15 protein-coding genes are annotated in these 15,524 nt (G+C 38.5%); 2 read left to right on the plus strand and 13 right to left on the minus strand.

What is annotated here, in order from left to right; translation table 11 throughout:
* Positions 1–77: 77 nt before the first annotated feature.
* From V8Z93_RS14580 to V8Z93_RS14605, 6 genes are all read right to left on the minus strand, one after another.
* On the minus strand, positions 78–812 hold the full coding sequence (locus tag V8Z93_RS14580) for a hypothetical protein (protein ID WP_439431977.1): 735 nt from the start codon (positions 810–812) through the stop codon (positions 78–80).
* Entirely contained in the window at positions 802–2,082 is a 1,281-nt protein-coding gene (locus V8Z93_RS14585) for a DUF262 domain-containing protein (protein WP_439431978.1), read from the minus strand. The genes V8Z93_RS14580 and V8Z93_RS14585 overlap by 11 nt, the downstream gene beginning before the upstream one ends.
* 911 nt (positions 2,083–2,993) lie before the next feature.
* Complete coding sequence (locus V8Z93_RS14590; protein ID WP_439431979.1) at positions 2,994–3,587, minus strand: Panacea domain-containing protein; 594 nt, start codon at positions 3,585–3,587, stop codon at positions 2,994–2,996.
* A gap of 125 nt (positions 3,588–3,712) precedes the next feature.
* A complete protein-coding gene (locus V8Z93_RS14595; protein WP_439431980.1) occupies positions 3,713–4,108 on the minus strand; it encodes an ASCH domain-containing protein in 396 nt (131 codons plus the stop codon).
* A complete protein-coding gene (locus V8Z93_RS14600) occupies positions 4,086–4,838 on the minus strand; it encodes a hypothetical protein (RefSeq protein WP_439431981.1) in 753 nt (250 codons plus the stop codon). Before V8Z93_RS14600 ends, V8Z93_RS14595 begins: the two co-directional genes overlap by 23 nt.
* A 394-nt stretch (positions 4,839–5,232) precedes the next feature.
* A complete protein-coding gene (locus V8Z93_RS14605; protein WP_439431982.1) occupies positions 5,233–5,655 on the minus strand; it encodes a hypothetical protein in 423 nt (140 codons plus the stop codon).
* A 197-nt stretch (positions 5,656–5,852) separates the two neighbouring features.
* Between V8Z93_RS14605 and V8Z93_RS14610 the strand changes: the two genes are divergently transcribed.
* Together V8Z93_RS14610 and V8Z93_RS14615 are read left to right on the plus strand one after the other, a co-directional pair.
* Positions 5,853–6,296, plus strand: a complete 444-nt coding sequence (locus tag V8Z93_RS14610; protein WP_203041567.1) for an HU family DNA-binding protein — start codon at positions 5,853–5,855, stop codon at positions 6,294–6,296.
* Positions 6,296–6,820, plus strand: a complete 525-nt coding sequence (locus V8Z93_RS14615; RefSeq protein ID WP_439432869.1) for an N-acetylmuramoyl-L-alanine amidase — start codon at positions 6,296–6,298, stop codon at positions 6,818–6,820. Before V8Z93_RS14610 ends, V8Z93_RS14615 begins: the two co-directional genes overlap by 1 nt.
* 1,181 nt (positions 6,821–8,001) lie before the next feature.
* Here V8Z93_RS14615 and V8Z93_RS14620 read toward each other — a convergent pair.
* The 7 genes from V8Z93_RS14620 to V8Z93_RS14650 all read right to left on the minus strand — a co-directional run bounded on the left by V8Z93_RS14620 (position 8,002) and on the right by V8Z93_RS14650 (position 15,310).
* A complete protein-coding gene (locus tag V8Z93_RS14620) occupies positions 8,002–8,274 on the minus strand; it encodes a hypothetical protein (RefSeq protein WP_439431983.1) in 273 nt (90 codons plus the stop codon).
* Positions 8,275–8,642: 368 nt separating this feature from the next.
* Positions 8,643–10,538, minus strand: coding sequence for a P-loop NTPase fold protein (locus V8Z93_RS14625; RefSeq protein WP_439431984.1), 1,896 nt, complete (start codon positions 10,536–10,538; stop codon positions 8,643–8,645).
* Positions 10,539–10,610: 72 nt separating this feature from the next.
* Complete coding sequence (gene darG, locus V8Z93_RS14630; RefSeq protein ID WP_439431985.1) at positions 10,611–11,669, minus strand: type II toxin-antitoxin system antitoxin DNA ADP-ribosyl glycohydrolase DarG; 1,059 nt, start codon at positions 11,667–11,669, stop codon at positions 10,611–10,613.
* Between the two features lie 13 nt (positions 11,670–11,682).
* Entirely contained in the window at positions 11,683–12,300 is a 618-nt protein-coding gene (gene darT, locus V8Z93_RS14635) for a type II toxin-antitoxin system toxin DNA ADP-ribosyl transferase DarT (RefSeq protein ID WP_439431986.1), read from the minus strand.
* 2 nt (positions 12,301–12,302) lie between these two features.
* Entirely contained in the window at positions 12,303–13,661 is a 1,359-nt protein-coding gene (gene darT, locus V8Z93_RS14640) for a type II toxin-antitoxin system toxin DNA ADP-ribosyl transferase DarT (RefSeq protein ID WP_439431987.1), read from the minus strand.
* A 170-nt stretch (positions 13,662–13,831) separates the two neighbouring features.
* Entirely contained in the window at positions 13,832–14,404 is a 573-nt protein-coding gene (locus V8Z93_RS14645) for an IS66 family transposase (protein ID WP_439431988.1), read from the minus strand.
* Positions 14,405–14,491: 87 nt separating this feature from the next.
* Positions 14,492–15,310 (minus strand): hypothetical protein, encoded by an 819-nt coding sequence (locus V8Z93_RS14650; RefSeq protein WP_439431989.1) that lies wholly within the window; start codon positions 15,308–15,310, stop codon positions 14,492–14,494.
* Positions 15,311–15,524 lie beyond the last annotated feature (214 nt).

The raw sequence follows: 15,524 nt of genomic DNA on the forward strand, positions 1-15,524 counted from the left end.
TCAAATGATTCGTCAGTTGATTCAACTTACCATTTACTCGCTTTAAATCATCCAGCACCATTGCCATCTTTCCAGAATCAATTCTGCAAACTAACATATTTCTTAAATAATGCCATGAATATCTCATCTATCAGCACTATCAAAGCAAATCTAAAGAAATAACTCTGATAGGAGAAATCCGTAGAGGCAAGAACACTGAAATCAGGCTTGTTTACTTGATAGGATAGCGTATTATGCGCACAACGGTTTCGATGCCTATAAACCAACTCTTCATACCTTTTACTCAATGTTGATTGAAATAAACTATAGGACTTAACTGGACCTAAAGGATAATTTAGTTGACTAATATCTAAGACAGCTCTAAACTCTGACTTGAAAAAGAGATATTCCCTGTTCTGCCAGACGCATAAGTTTGAAGTTGAATACAATTGCTCTATATCATCCTGTATCTTATTCAAGAATGCTGCATCTATCAAAGTAGAGGGTTTAAAAGAAGGTTGCATCTTCTGTATTACCTCTATCCAATCATTGAATATCCCATTTTTACTGCTATAGGTCGAACATTCACCATACTTTTTTCTGTTGAGGAAATCATACCTATAATCATAGTCATGCGTAGCCAGTTCCCAGCAGATACATTTCATCTTTTGTTCTTGAGCACCTGTCATTTTCAAAAACAAAGATTGCATCAAATATTCACCCATGGGATAGGAATCGATACCATCTCCGATGGCCCTACTCGCTGCAATTCCATCCTTTAATATCTTGATTAAAGGTGAAAGGATAAAATCGGAATGCTGACTAATATACATAAGAAGAATAAATGTTACAAGATTCAACCAATCGTTTACGTATAAATGTCACTCTATTTGAGTTCTTGAGAAAAGAAGGATTTCTTCTCATCCTCTCTATTGCAGTTCCTATCTCCGACTTTAATGTTACATGCCTTCCTCTATCATTCACTACGACATATTGCTCCCGAATCATACGCCCTTCAAACAAAACATAGTACATTAACCCGAACAACCAATAATCAGCTTCATACCATGAGGAAAATATTGTATTATCCTTCAATCCCATGCGAAGTTTCATGTGACTAATAGTAGTTTTCAATGTATTGAAACGTTCTTTCCAAACATCGTCAGGGAATGTAGCTGCAAAATCGAATCTATCAAACTTATCAATTCTGTCTTCCTGTTCTATGCCAAGAATATATGAGACATAGTCTGCATAATAACTTTCTCGCGAGCTATATGCTGAATATCCCATCATAACATCACAAGCTGTATCATGATTAGAAGAACTATATTGAGAAAGAATAGCCAAATACCTGACAAAGTCTATCTTAACAGGTTGCAAATCCTCCATAATCCTCAAATCACCCAACACATCGGAGCCATCATCGCATTTGCCTTCAAAGAAGTTTGTAAGTTTTTGATTCTGGTAATACAATGATTTGCGGCTATCCATAGGTTCCAACTTCTTACCAAAATAGTTGATACTTCGAAATAGCTGCGAAAAGTTTTTCTGTACTTCTGTTGCGATTCTTGTTTCAGGCACGACATAGGAGAAGCCTAAATAAGTTTTCTCAAAGAATTCATCAGTAAGACCATTTATCAGGTCATCTGTTATTCTGTTATACTTATCACTGGTATTTATGTTACTAATAATTTCAAACTTATCCTTGCCATACTTTAGTATATCTGTATATTGCCATAGGAAGCCTTCAGATGGAGAGGCCCCATCATCAACAGCACTATCATCTTCATTTGCCACTTTTATGCTATCCCCCATCTCAAATTTCTTTTTGTCTGGGAAATAGCCGAGATAAGCTAAAAGTAAAGAAGTAAGCCTCTGCTGCCCATCCAATATCAAATTCTGTCTTATGGTACTATCATCATACAATGCAATTGTAACTGGCTGTACAAACTGTCCATCGGACAATGATTGCAATAAGCGTTTTACATCACGTTCACGCCAAACAAAATGACGTTGGTATTCCGGCAAAACTATATTACCAGATAGCATCAACTTAATCCAATGTTTCAGGGTATATTCTCCGTAATAAACCTTATTTTCCATTATCGTTCTATATCTATAAGGAGGCAGGCTCCATGCCAGGAGCCGAAAAGTAGCTTATAAAATAAGCTTCTGGCACTTCGCCTGCCATTTTTTCTAAAATCATCCCGTCCTTCTTTAGCGTTAAAAAAGGAGTTTTTCGAAAACCTACCCGACCTTCCTTACCATTAAGGAAGGCTCCACCTTTCTCACCAAGCCTCTCTTCCCTCAGGGACGAGAGGAAGTAACCGCCCTTAGTGCTGACATTTCTACCTCTCCGTCTCTCCTGCAAGGAGAGCTCCACATCCTAACCAAGCCTTCTCTTCTCGAAAAGGGAAGGATGTAACCGCCCTGCTCAGTGCTCGGAACCGCTACGCTCTAAGATTGGCGGACCATCAAAGGTCTACGCCAGGTTGTGCGGGATGGGACCGCTTGGAGAAAAAAACAAGTACTTAGAACGGCAAGTCATCGATGGAAAATCACCTTATTTATTATTTAGGAACTTACACATCCTCTGAAATAATTGCGCAAACTACAACCTTTACGATCTTGGTTGTAGTTCCTGCATCACTTTTTCGAAATATTCCCTTGTTTCCATTATCAAACTGTTTTGATTACGGATGCAAAGGTAATATATTATATAGGTACCGCCATACGGGCTAATGGTGATTTACGGATGGTGTCTTGGTCTTGTAAATGATCTCGACATCGTCTTTATGATAGACGAGGGTGCGGGAGCTACCTAAAAAGAAGGTTGCTCCTGGCTTTATTGAGAAATAAGATTTCATGATTTTATATATTGTTCCTCATTGCAGTATCGCTCTGCACTTGTCGTCGCTCGAATGAGGAATATTGTTTTTATACTACTTTTGAGAGGATTACCTCTAGAGAAGTTGCCATCAGAGGCAGTATGTTCCAAAATGGAACTAACTCCCTTAAATCCATGACAATGCTTTTTGAACAGATTGACGGTCACGAATAATACATAGCATGTCTTTGCTTGCTCCTGCCGCAGCTGCCATATCATACATGGTTATCTTGGAGTCCTCACCTGTTTTGTCTGCCTGACGTTTTGCACGTTTCCAAGCTCTGTCTTCATGTGACTTATCAGATAGGTCAAAGGATTCTACATCCTTGCACTTTTCAATCCATTTATCCAACATCTTCACATCAGCTACAGACAGTTCATCCATATCGCATTCCGTATTCTTGGAAGCTAGAACAAGTTGATGACCATCCTGAGAGATGGCTATATTCAATGAATCTGCAAAATCCTTCAATTCTGGCGAAGAAAGGTCTGCCTTGCCTTCAATACCACGCAACACCTTATAGGTTAAAGCTGGTACAGGACCATGCTTTCTTGCAACAAAGGTATCGTACATGATTGGCAATCCATACTCTTTCAACTGATCTTGCTGCGCAAAATACATTACCTTAAAGAGATGAATATAATCAACTCCTTCAGGGAATGCTTTCAGTATATAAAGCACTACTGCCTTTATTTTCAAAATCTGATCTATTGTCTTCATTACTGTATCTCCTTTTTTCCTGCAAATATAAGGGTTTTCTTTGAAACCACCAAATTTTTGGAGGAGTTTTTGCTTTGTGCTCTAATGTCCCACAGATTTCACAGATTAACACAGATTCCTTAGACCTATTCGGTCAGGGGAGTAATCTTATCTTCTATATAGATGAAAGATTGGGGGACCTTGAAGTTTGGGAGTAATGACTCGGGATTAATTGCATCCTTATATTCCTTACACTCCTTTATCTTCAATGCTACTGCCTTCTCCCTTCCCTTATAATACTTATCAAAGAACTTCCGGGTAACGCCAGACTGGCATCTGGTTTCTTTCCAGATATTCTCTGGAGTATCACAAAGGATTTCGTCTATCTTAAATTCACCTACTATCTTGCTGATGGGACGGCTGGCGTAAATATATACGGTATCAACCTTTTGCTTGAAGAGAATCTTGCGGTATTCATATTGCTTCTCGCCCGAAAAGATTTTCTCAACAAACTCTGGTTTAATCGACAATATAACGTTCATTAATTTCTCCTAATTCTAATAATTTGTCAAACTGCACATCGGTCAATCTGAAGAAGCCCCAATATCTGGGATTCAGACCGACTTGCTCTTTCATTACCTTATTGATTACTTTTTTGGTAAAAGCTATATTGTATACCATCTTGACAACGGTAAAATAGTCCTTATTCTTGTACCAACCTCTTAATTCTTCCTCGCCAAAGACGGAATAGCGATTCGTATATTTTACGAAATCATCCTCGTTGGCAAAGTCCTTGATTGTCTTTACCTCGCAGACGGTGCAAACAGAGGTACAGACACTACGATAAGCAGCAGCCCCCTTGTAATCGTTGGTGCGATAGATAATGAGTTTATCACCCTTCTTTAAATACTTAACCCCACCCATCCAACAGACATATATCTTATAGATACTATTGGTTTCAGAGACATCTTGTATGAGGTCATACTTTAGCTCATTTGTCAAAATGGAATCTGGGAACAGTTTGGTATGATATTCCGGATTGATAGAGAGTACATACTTCTCTACCACTTTCTGCTCTGCCTGGCTGGCATTGGGCGCAATGAGATTGTTTCCACCATGGATATTGAAGATGACATGAGGATCCTGGCACTCCTTGATTTGATCAATGAGGTCATGATACTCCTTGGGCATCATCTTGCGTAGCAGACAATGCAAACGGGAGATGTCGGCATAGTGGTTCTCATTCATGAACTCCTGTGCCTGTCGTATCATGTACAAATATTTATCCTCCATACTAAACTAACCATCTAGAATCAATAAAAGCCTTATTTTAGCATTTATTGGCCACAATCCGCAAGTTTTGCGAGTTAAAAATTCTATAGTTGTACAACTGTAAAGCTATGGTTGTACGACCATACATGCTATAGTTGTACAGCTCTGGAGTTACAGTTGTACAACTATAGAGGTTATAGTCGTACAACTATAGATTTTCCGAAGGTCTTCCACATTTTCCATTTTACACATACTTCTAATTATCAATCACTTACAGAATACTTTCATATTTTCGATTCTACAAAAAGAATTTGGAGTGATAGAAAATTCTGAAATTTTGGAGTGCGTAAATGAGCCTTTCGTCAATATTCTTCCCACGTTACTTTTCTGGTGGTCATTTCCACTTGTACCATGCTTCGTTGATATACTTGCGAATATTACCAATTCCTGTCGTAACCTGGGGAGCCAAGGGTTGCAAGACTTCTATGAACTCCTGCTTCACCATATTGTATTGGTCTACCTTTACACCAGGATCATTCACCATGTCCATCACCACCTGAGCCAACTCCTTGGCATTGGCACATGCAGAAAGCTTGGCTACATATTCTGCTAATGCTTCCACATTATTAATATATAGGGAGAGGCGGGTTGACTCTGGTGAGATTGCAGACTCTTGACTTTTGGTCTTCGCCTTCATCATCTCCTCTATATACTTATCGCCATAGAAGTTTTGCTCAGCCTTGGTAGCATTGGGCAGAATCTGATTGTTACCTCCTGAGATATTAAAGACGATATTTGCCTTGTTATTATCTTCCATTACTATGATTTTTATCAAAAGTGAACGTATCGTGAATGAAAAGTAAACACATAGTGAACGCCAGTTAAGACGCTTGTTTTCGACTCCAGAATTTAGTACCTTTGCACTGCATTCAAAGATGAACAGAATCATCCGACAACGCAATGGAGATCTTTTATCTCTGCAACTTATTTATAAACGTTTAAATGATTACTATTATGAGTAAAAGTTACAAAGTGTCAAAGAAGACCATGAATATGGGTGAGAAGAAGGGACAGACAGTCTATTCTGTTAGACCTTACAGTTACGGTACCTTAACCACCGAGGAGGTTGCTACCCAAATCGCAGTGGAGTCTACAGCTACTCCTGCTGACGTCAAGGCGGTACTCGACCGCTATGCTTACTACGTGAAGGAGAACCTGAAGAAGGGTTACGACATCGAGTTGCTTGGATTCGGCAAGCTCTACCTCCGTTTCCTTACAGGCAAGGCTGTGGAGAATGAGAAGGATGCGAATGCCAAACTCGTGAAGAGCATCATTCCTGCCTTCCGACCTTCATACCACAAGTTGAAGAATGGTACTCACATCTACAACCTGATTCCCGATACCATCGAACTCGTCAAGTACGGTGACGAAAAGAAGGACAAGACTATTGAGCCATGATGATGAATGATTTATTTCCTATGAAAATCGGTGGGGAGAATGTACGATCTGAACGTACGCTTCTCACCGGAGTTGAAAACGGCAAATACATGATGTCTGCCGACTCTGTGAGATTTCTGGTGCTGCATTGCTCGGCTACCCGACGCAACCAGGACTATAGTGTGGAACAGCTGCGACGTGACCATAAGGCTCGTGGGTTTTATGACATCGGCTATCATTTCTATATCCGAAAGGATGGTACGATGTCGCAGCATCGTAAATTGCTGGAGGTGGGGGCTCATGCCAGACCTTATAATAGATGCTCTATCGGCATCTGCTATGAGGGTGGTTTGGATGAGGAAGGCAAACCTTGCAACACCATGACGGCTGAGCAGGAAACGAGACTCGTAGATCTTTTCAGGAATCTGAAGATTCTCTTTCCGAAAGCAAAGATTGTGGGCCATCGGGACTTGCCTGGGACTACTCCCAAAGAGTGTCCGTGTCTGGATGCTGGAAGCTGGGCTGCTCGACACCGCCTTGATTAACTCTTATAACTCCTTTTGGCTGGCATTGCTAGCTAAAAGGAGTTTATCATGATACGTCTTTCCAAAGGAAGCCAAGTCTCCAAGGCGAATTTTCTATCCCATTTTCAGCTACATATCCTTCACTTTTTGCCATGGCTTCGCCGTCGTCCCCTGCAATAGTGGACGTAACCTGTGATTGTATATTTGTCTCTTTCATCATGCGAATCAAGTTCGTATTTTGATGTCGATTATCTGAATCTCGATATAAGAGACACAGAATCTCCCTGCAAAAATACGAAAATTGTTGGAAACTAGCAAATTATGCGTGTTAAAAAAATAACATCATTCTACGAAATTCAACATTTTTTTAGCATTCTTTTCGTACGCATTTTTCTAAGTCGTTGATTGAACGAATGTTTTCGGCATTTTTGTGTCTTCTATGTAAAGATTCAGGAAAATTGGTTCATTTTGGTTCATTTTACAAAATCCCCTTTTTTTATTCACTTTTGTGGCTTATAGTGCAGCCAGTATCCTGGCGTTGGCATCATCTACCAGTCCCTCCTCACCACCAATTACCGCAAGCCGATAATTGATGGGAAAATCAGAGATGACAGATACACCTGATACAATTGCCTCTAAACGAACAAAGGGAAACAACCTGTCTTTGGTCGTTCCCCTTTGTTCGTTGTATTCATTCTGATTACATCACATGATTGTCAAAATGGCTTTGCATGCATATCCAATGGCTTGATATCATCATTCGTTTCATGTATCCAATTGCCCACATTATAAGATAAATTATATCTGTCTCGGATAAAATAAGTAAAAGAATTTCTAAAATTATCCCGTCCTTCCTTGTTGATAAAGCGAGCTGCACTCGGCAATTTGAAAGCGAGTTTTCATTGCACTCACTGGCATCGCTTTTTCCCATTAAAGAAGGATTTTTTCGAATCCCTCCGTCTCCCTTTCCAAAGGGAGCTCCACCTCTAACCAAGCCTTCCTCCTCAGAAGGAAGGATGTAACCGCCCTCCGGTGCTCAGAACCGCTACGCTCTAAGGTTGGCGGACCATCAAAGGTCTACGCCATAGCCTCCGCCAGAGTTCTGGTATCGTCAGCGGAGCCTGTGCCCTAAAGGGCTGCCAATAAGTGTCTACGCAACAGAGTTGCGATTATTTGTCGGCTGGCGCATCATCAAAATTCTATCAGCCGCTCTCACGCAAACGTTTCTTGAAACCCTGCATCACAGTATCAGCCCATTCATGAACGTTTTCTTTCATCACCTGCTTTTGCTTTTCCTCAAAACCAGAATAGGCTATCTGTTGCTCTATACATGTCTGAGCCGTTTCCTTAGCTAAGTCCAGTGTATGTTCTGTTACTTTGCCATTTGTTAGCTTCTCGCCTAATTGGGCGTAGAAGTAGCCTTCACAAAAGGCTATACAATATTCTCTTGCTATTATAACGCTAAATTGTATCAATTAATGCACTTAGAAAACAAGTTTATATAGGAAAACATACGATAAAACAAGTAATCCTTTCATGATTCATTTCTTTGCTTAAACTGAAGTTTATTTTTTAAAATCATTGATTCTCTGTTTCTCTTTCAAAGAACAAACAAGCAGTTGCCCATTCTTCTAACTAAGCTTTAGCCATCCAAGCCTTGAACTACCACCTTGCTTTCATCGGCTGCATGAACCACGCAGTTCTTGCATTCATACTATCGGATGTCCTTGACTACGCTGCCAGCCATGATTATAATTTGAATATCTTTGTACATCAAATACTTGTAGATTTTATTTTTCAATTAAAGAGCCCACTTTAAAAAGGGAGAAAGTTTATTATATATCTATTCTATCCTAGACTCTCCATTCGCCCTTTTGATGGATTTATCCAATCCCTCTATCAATCCATCATACGACCATTTCTCTATCGAGACTTTTGATTTTGCTTCTTCCTTAACCAAATCTCTCAGCTTAAGCAAGACATCATGGTCTGGAAGGAATGTATCTGAAAAATCACAATTCACAAGGAATTCATAATGGTATGCCAGGAATTGACTAAAAGCGTTACGTCCCCTATTGCTCATCTTGCGCAGAGAATCAAAGAGCTGCTGCGGATTCTCCTTAGCAAATATAGGACGCATCCTAAAACTAGAAGAGTGGTCAGGATAAGTTCCAGAATCTATATAAGCTAAACTCTCTACATTCTCATCAGATAGTTGACGCAATGCTAATTGCATATCATCGGGCAGTTCTTCCTTCTTTTGCTCAAAGAGTTTAGCTATAAAGTCTATGATACATTTTGTCTTCATCTTATCATGGTCACATCCTCTTACATAATTGTAGCCCTGTATAAATGAATAGTGACATTTGAACAAATTCTTCAAACAGGTACAAGATTGATAGACATCCAACAATCTGTTCTTTATATCAGAGATGGCATCCTCTGGCAGTTCACGAAAGTGCATGGCATCAAAATATCCAAGGAAGCCAACAGATTTGCCCATATTAGCAGGCTCGGATATGGTTCCATCCTTCAATTCCTCCAGTAATGAGTCATATAGTTCATTGAATTCATCATTCGTCTTATCCCAATATGAACCTAATCTTTCCAAAGCCGTAAGCTTCCTGGATTTCTGAGACAGAATCTTTTCAAACATTGGAGCCAGACTAAGTCCTTTTTCTATATGTTCTACTATCTTGGGAACCATTTCACTGCTCAAAGCTTCAAACTGATTAAGGCTATTAACTCTGTTATATTTCCCCATCAGATTCCTAATCTTCTGCGATTCTTCATCCTTGGTATCTACAAAAGCCTTCACTGCCCAATTTTCCCAATCGACAATATAATCATGATTGTCTATATTCCGATATTCTGCATAAACAGCAATGTAGCAAGACAACAAAGAACGCAAATAGTCATGATTATTCTCTACCAGACTGGTTGGCAAAGCCGAGATTAACGAACTGAAATCCAGAAGTGACTGACGCAACAACCTCAAATTATGAGTTGCGGTACACTCAAAGCACAGTTGAATCATCCCAGTTTCTTTACTCAGGAAATCAGTTGCCATCATAGGTTCTGAAACAAATAGCTTTATGGCAGCTTCTATATCAGGGAGTATTTCAAACTCTCTACCAACTATCTTTTCCTTGAATTCGAGCAAATCATGCAGGGTCTTATCATCCAGATATTTCTCCTCACCTACCACAACAACATGACAATCACAATGTTCCACAAAATAGTTTATGAAACCGAGCAATTGCTTCATCGGTATCTGACATCGTTCCAGATCATCAAAGATAATAAACTTTACACCCTTAACTTCATCTTTATTATCATTCTCAAAAATGGATAGAGAATCCAACGCTCCAGAGAATGATGTTTCACTTTTTCCATCTTTATCTATATCAAGTTCTGTCTTGAAGATTATCTTGCTTGCAATACGTCCAGCAATCTTTAGCATTTTTCCAGCCTTGGTATAGAAGAATGGATTCACGCATCTATCAATGGCTGATTTGATATCTGAGATATCTCTCATACCAAAGAGTGAAACATATATTGGTTTCAGTTCGATGCTGTTTTCATTGGCTGGCAGTTTGTTAGACTTGTCAAACTCTGCAAGCCAATTCTTCACAAAGTAAGTTTTTCCGCATCCCCACTTTCCCCGTAGCAAGACTGCATACTGAGGAGATGGGAGTTTTGCATATTCGTTCAAGAAATCAAAAATCTGATTATTCATGGCTATACGTAATTTTCTATTCTATCCAAGATGTAGGACATCATTCTACACTTTGATAAAATAATCCCCCTTTTACAATTCCTTTATTTTGTTCAAAGCAATCGTTATGAATGAAGCCTTAAACATCTTACCTTTACGAATGCTCCAATCTTTCATATCATGTACAAGACTGGCGACAACTTCTTCTTCATCAGCATCTTTCCACCCTTTCAGCTCTGGTCTATTTTCCAACAAATAATCTACCGTAGAGAGCAGCTCTAATGAATAATTGGAATAATTGCCACGCAGAAAATGCATAGCCTTATTACAAATTTCTTGCAAACTACTGTCCTTGTAATTATCTATATACTTCTGTGCTTCAGATGCTGCATCTTCCGTTAACCAGATATAATCAAATGGGCGTGCACTCATGCCTCCCATTCCTTTCACATAGCTACCATTCATATAGTAAAGAACATGTGCTACCTTACCTCCAGAATATGGACCATAATGATAAGGTTTAAAATCTATCCGGAAGTAATTCTTGGCTCCATAGCGCTGCATGAAATATATCAGCTTCTCTGCAGCAAAGACGGAAGCAAACTCTCCTTCACGATTCATATCGGCAAACATCAACAAGAGCATGGCTCTAGCTGGCGTCAACTTAACACGTTCTGTCTTCATCCGTTCTACAATAGCATCTGACGGTTCATACAAATAAATATCGCAATCAACCCCAGAAAGAGCCTGCTCTACCATCTGTTTTACTCGCAGCCAGTCAAGACCACCATTGTGCGAACCTAGTGGTGGGATAGCAATCGAACGGATATGGCGGGTTTCAATTTCCTTTCGCAGCGACAGTAACCCCTTCTCTATATATGAATACTCAGAAGGTAATCTCCAATGGGTCTTAGTCGGAAAATTCACAATTAGCTTCTGACCGCTTGTCAAATTGGAATCCTTAACTATCAGCATGCTTCCTATCTGCAACTCTTTTTTCTGGCAAGTTTTTTTATATATACGGAAATTTTCAGGGAAAGCTTCCTTGAACTGCAAGGCTATCCCTTTACCCATTACACCGACGGTATTTACAGTGTTGACCAAAGCTTCAGCCTCGCTCTCCAACAGATTTCCTTTAACGTAATGTATCATAATTGTTTGGCTTTTAAAAATAATACCCTGGCATAACTACTATCAGATTGGCATCAACGCCGATACTAATGAGATGTTCTTTTGCCGTTTCATTATAAACGACTATTCCCCGAATATATTGTGCAGGAAGGTCTTCATTAATCAACAATTCTGCTTCCTTACGTCTTTTTAAGTCAGGATCATCTTCAATATTCCAATAAGTGGAATATACATCGTCATAGTTGACTATATTATTAAGATTCGCAAGACTACTCTTATAATAATAGTTAGTCAGAGAACTTAAAGCATGGCCATCAGTAAAAATACAATCGATATCATTTTTTATAATATCTTCAATCCGAATAACACAATATACAATATCCTCCGGTTTCACCTTAGGTACGCCATTGAATCCATGTTGAATTACATATAGCATAGGAGAACGGGGGCCAAAATAAAATGGCATAAAGTCACTTAATTGATAACCTTGATACTTCCTGTCTTTTCTAACCTGAATAACCTGAACATCACCTATTGATACATAATTTTCATCTCGCAATGGAGAGGATGCACGCACCAATCCTTTACTCATGATGTACTTAATATTGTCTATATGCGTCAGTCGAAAAACATATTTCAGTTGATTTGCCATAATTACCCATGTTTTAGATTAATTACTTCGGCTTTCATATCGGGTGCATTCTTGCTAATCATTCTTCCCCAAGCATCATTAATAGATGTTGAATCTGCAATTGATATAGCAGAAAGCATGTCATAATCATCCTCATTTTCTATTATATCTGCAATTTGCTGCTTTTCACGTTCTTTCAACAAACAATCGCCAATGATATCATGATAAACAACAAGCATACAAAGCCTGCGTATTTCATCATCACTTACGGACTCTATTTCTTCTGTCAATATACGTCTGAGCATAGGTATAGCATCAACAGGATGGTCAAGATAAGCGGATTTCATCTGTCCATTTTTCCATTTACTAGCAGGTCCTTTCCCCATATCATGAAGATAAGCTCCCAGCAACAATACATTTTGTACCTGACTAGAAGCATTTTTATAATAGTTACATTTTCGAATCTCAGCTACTACTCTTTGGGTATGTTCACCAACAGTATCGTTGTGTGGAGGATAGTTCTGAGAAATTTTCACAGCATCCCTCATCTCAGGAAGACAGTTTATATCTTGGTTCAAAGCTTCAACCAGTTCCCCAATTGTTTTATATTGATACCCTTTTTGGTTTACTCGCCTGACTTTTTTCACTTCTTTCAATAGATCATGGAACATAAAAAGAAGAGTTTGCGGACCAAAAACAAGAGTCTCATTTTTTCTGCTGTCAAAAAAGAATTTTGTATAGTAAAATCCATACTCGCGGATTTTATAATCATGATCAAATAAAATGTCAGGAACTTTTAAACCATTCTGTTTAAACACTTTTTCTACTTTTTCTTTCACACCTTCATTGAACACAACAATTGCATCGATTTCACAAATATCAACCTTAGTGTGTATCAAAGCTTCAGCCATCTTCTTATGCTTGGCTTCATCAGGATCAATCTTCCACTTCCTACTTAATATCAAATCCCAATCCAATTCATCAAGATGACTTGTATCATCATAAAAAGTAGGAGGTGATGTGGTATTAGCAGAGGCATTGGTAAATACCGCATCATCTTTATCAAGCCGCTCTATATTGATACATAAATAGATAATCAAATTCTGATCACAATTTTTATGATTCAATAAAGAGAGTAGCATCGGGTTGATAGAAGAAAAATAGAAAGGCACATAATCATGAACCTTACCACCAGGTCCTACCGTAACGTCCATTTCATCCCTACGCGCCTGTATAGTCTGATTTGCTATATTATGATGCTTAATTCCTAATCTTTTCTTTTCGTTAGTGCTCAACAAAGAATTCTTAACGATGGAATCTAGATTTCGCAAATCAGTAAAGTGGAAGACATACTTTCCTTTATATTTATCAGATATTGCCATAATACTATTCTTAATTTAAAGGGTTATTCAGAGATAGTCTTTTATCTGCCGTAAACAAGACCACAGATAGGGTTCAAGTAACCATCTATATTTTCATACACCCTCTGAACCGCCTTTATTTAAAGGCGATTCAAGAGATGTTAAAAATAAAAAATGATTGGATTTAACTTTTATTTTTGCATAAAGCAAGGCAAAAGTACCACTTTTTCTGCTGTACAAACAGGCTTGGCAGTAAGACGACTAACTAGCTCCTTGATATAACACCCAGGAGATAACTTGTTCATATTACAGCTTTCTATGACAGAAAACATGAAGGCATAGTCAAGCGCAGAATCTTCACTGCCGATGTTCAGACAGTTCTTAAGATTCAGCTTGATGTGTCTCATCATTTGTTCTGCCAGGTTGTTAGACAACTCAAGGTTGCTATCCTTCATAATACGCTTTACATTTTCCAGGTTTTCCTCTCGCAGATGCTTAAGTTCCTCCTTATGGCGCTCAGTCTGTTCTTTCATCTGCTGCATATAGAACTCCTTCATATTGTCCTGCTGAGCCTTGAAGAACTGGCGATCCTCCTCACGCTGACGTTCGAAATCGGCACGCAAGACTTGATCGTGAGCTATCAAATCTACCTGCCCACGATACGCTGTTGCCATCTCATCCTTAAGACGAGCTATCTCAGCATAAGCCAAACGTAACTTCATTTCGTCATTCATGCCTACAAAGGTACTACTTTTTTCTGACATATGCAAGTTTTTTCAAAGCTTTTTACAACTAAAACACTAATAATCAGATAGTTAAGCAATCAGACAACATCTTCTTTTATCTGCATTTTAGTGACCATCAAACTTCTCGTTAGAGGCTGTTGCATTTAGCTGAATACCCATGTTTTGCAACATCACTTTTGCAAAAACATTTGCCATATTGCTTTGGTTTTGCATATTCTGATAAGATTCCAAATCCCAAAATAGATAGGTATCCCAAATACCTAAATCTATCTCTTTCTTTAGAGTAGTCATTTTCTCTGGAATTGCCTTGCCATTAGCATCGAAATAAGTATCCCAATTGGTACGTAGTCTAAAGACGCTTATAACATTAAACTCACCTGGGGTAAACAACTCTATAGGAAAATTAGGATGATTAATGACATTATTCGTTTTGTCATAATCACATTTAGAAAAGTCTATATCTACATATTTTTTAGCTACAGCCCTAACTGCCAACAAACGAGAATTGGAAGAGAAATAGGCTTCAACATCTGAGAAAAATAATTCATCACAATTACCCTTATTGATTTGTTCTATCATCAAATTGATCGTATCTCGGTAAATTTCCTCGTGCCCAAACCGAACATGTTCAATACAAAACACATCATCAACAGGTTTTACAATAGGAATACCAAGCTTACATAAAGCAACTAATATTGCTCTTTTCTCTACTATGTTAATCTTATTGTTAAATTCCGAAGCAGCCAAGTCATAAGTCTGTCTTTTCTTTGCATAATTCAAGAAGATTTCCAATGCCTTGATTGCTATACGACGTACCTTGACGATTTTTCGGCTTTGAAATCGATAAGAAAACCATGCTCCAAAGAAACCACCAGCGATAGCACTCACAACTATAACGACTATTTTAACTAATATAGAAACCATAATATTCCTCCTAATTTTTATATTTGTTTTTTAAAGCCCATTACATACACTAAATGAGTTTGTGTAGGTTTATTTCCACTATGCATACTTTTCTATTTTTCTTGCTATTATCGCAAACTCATTTATCTTATTGTATATCCACATATAAGCAGTACCGTAAGTATCCGCTCAACGCCGTATTGCATATCTCAAAATAATATTGTAACTTTGCGTA

It is taken from the genome of Segatella copri, assembly GCF_051861805.1.
GTDB lineage: Bacteria > Bacteroidota > Bacteroidia > Bacteroidales > Bacteroidaceae > Prevotella > Prevotella copri_M.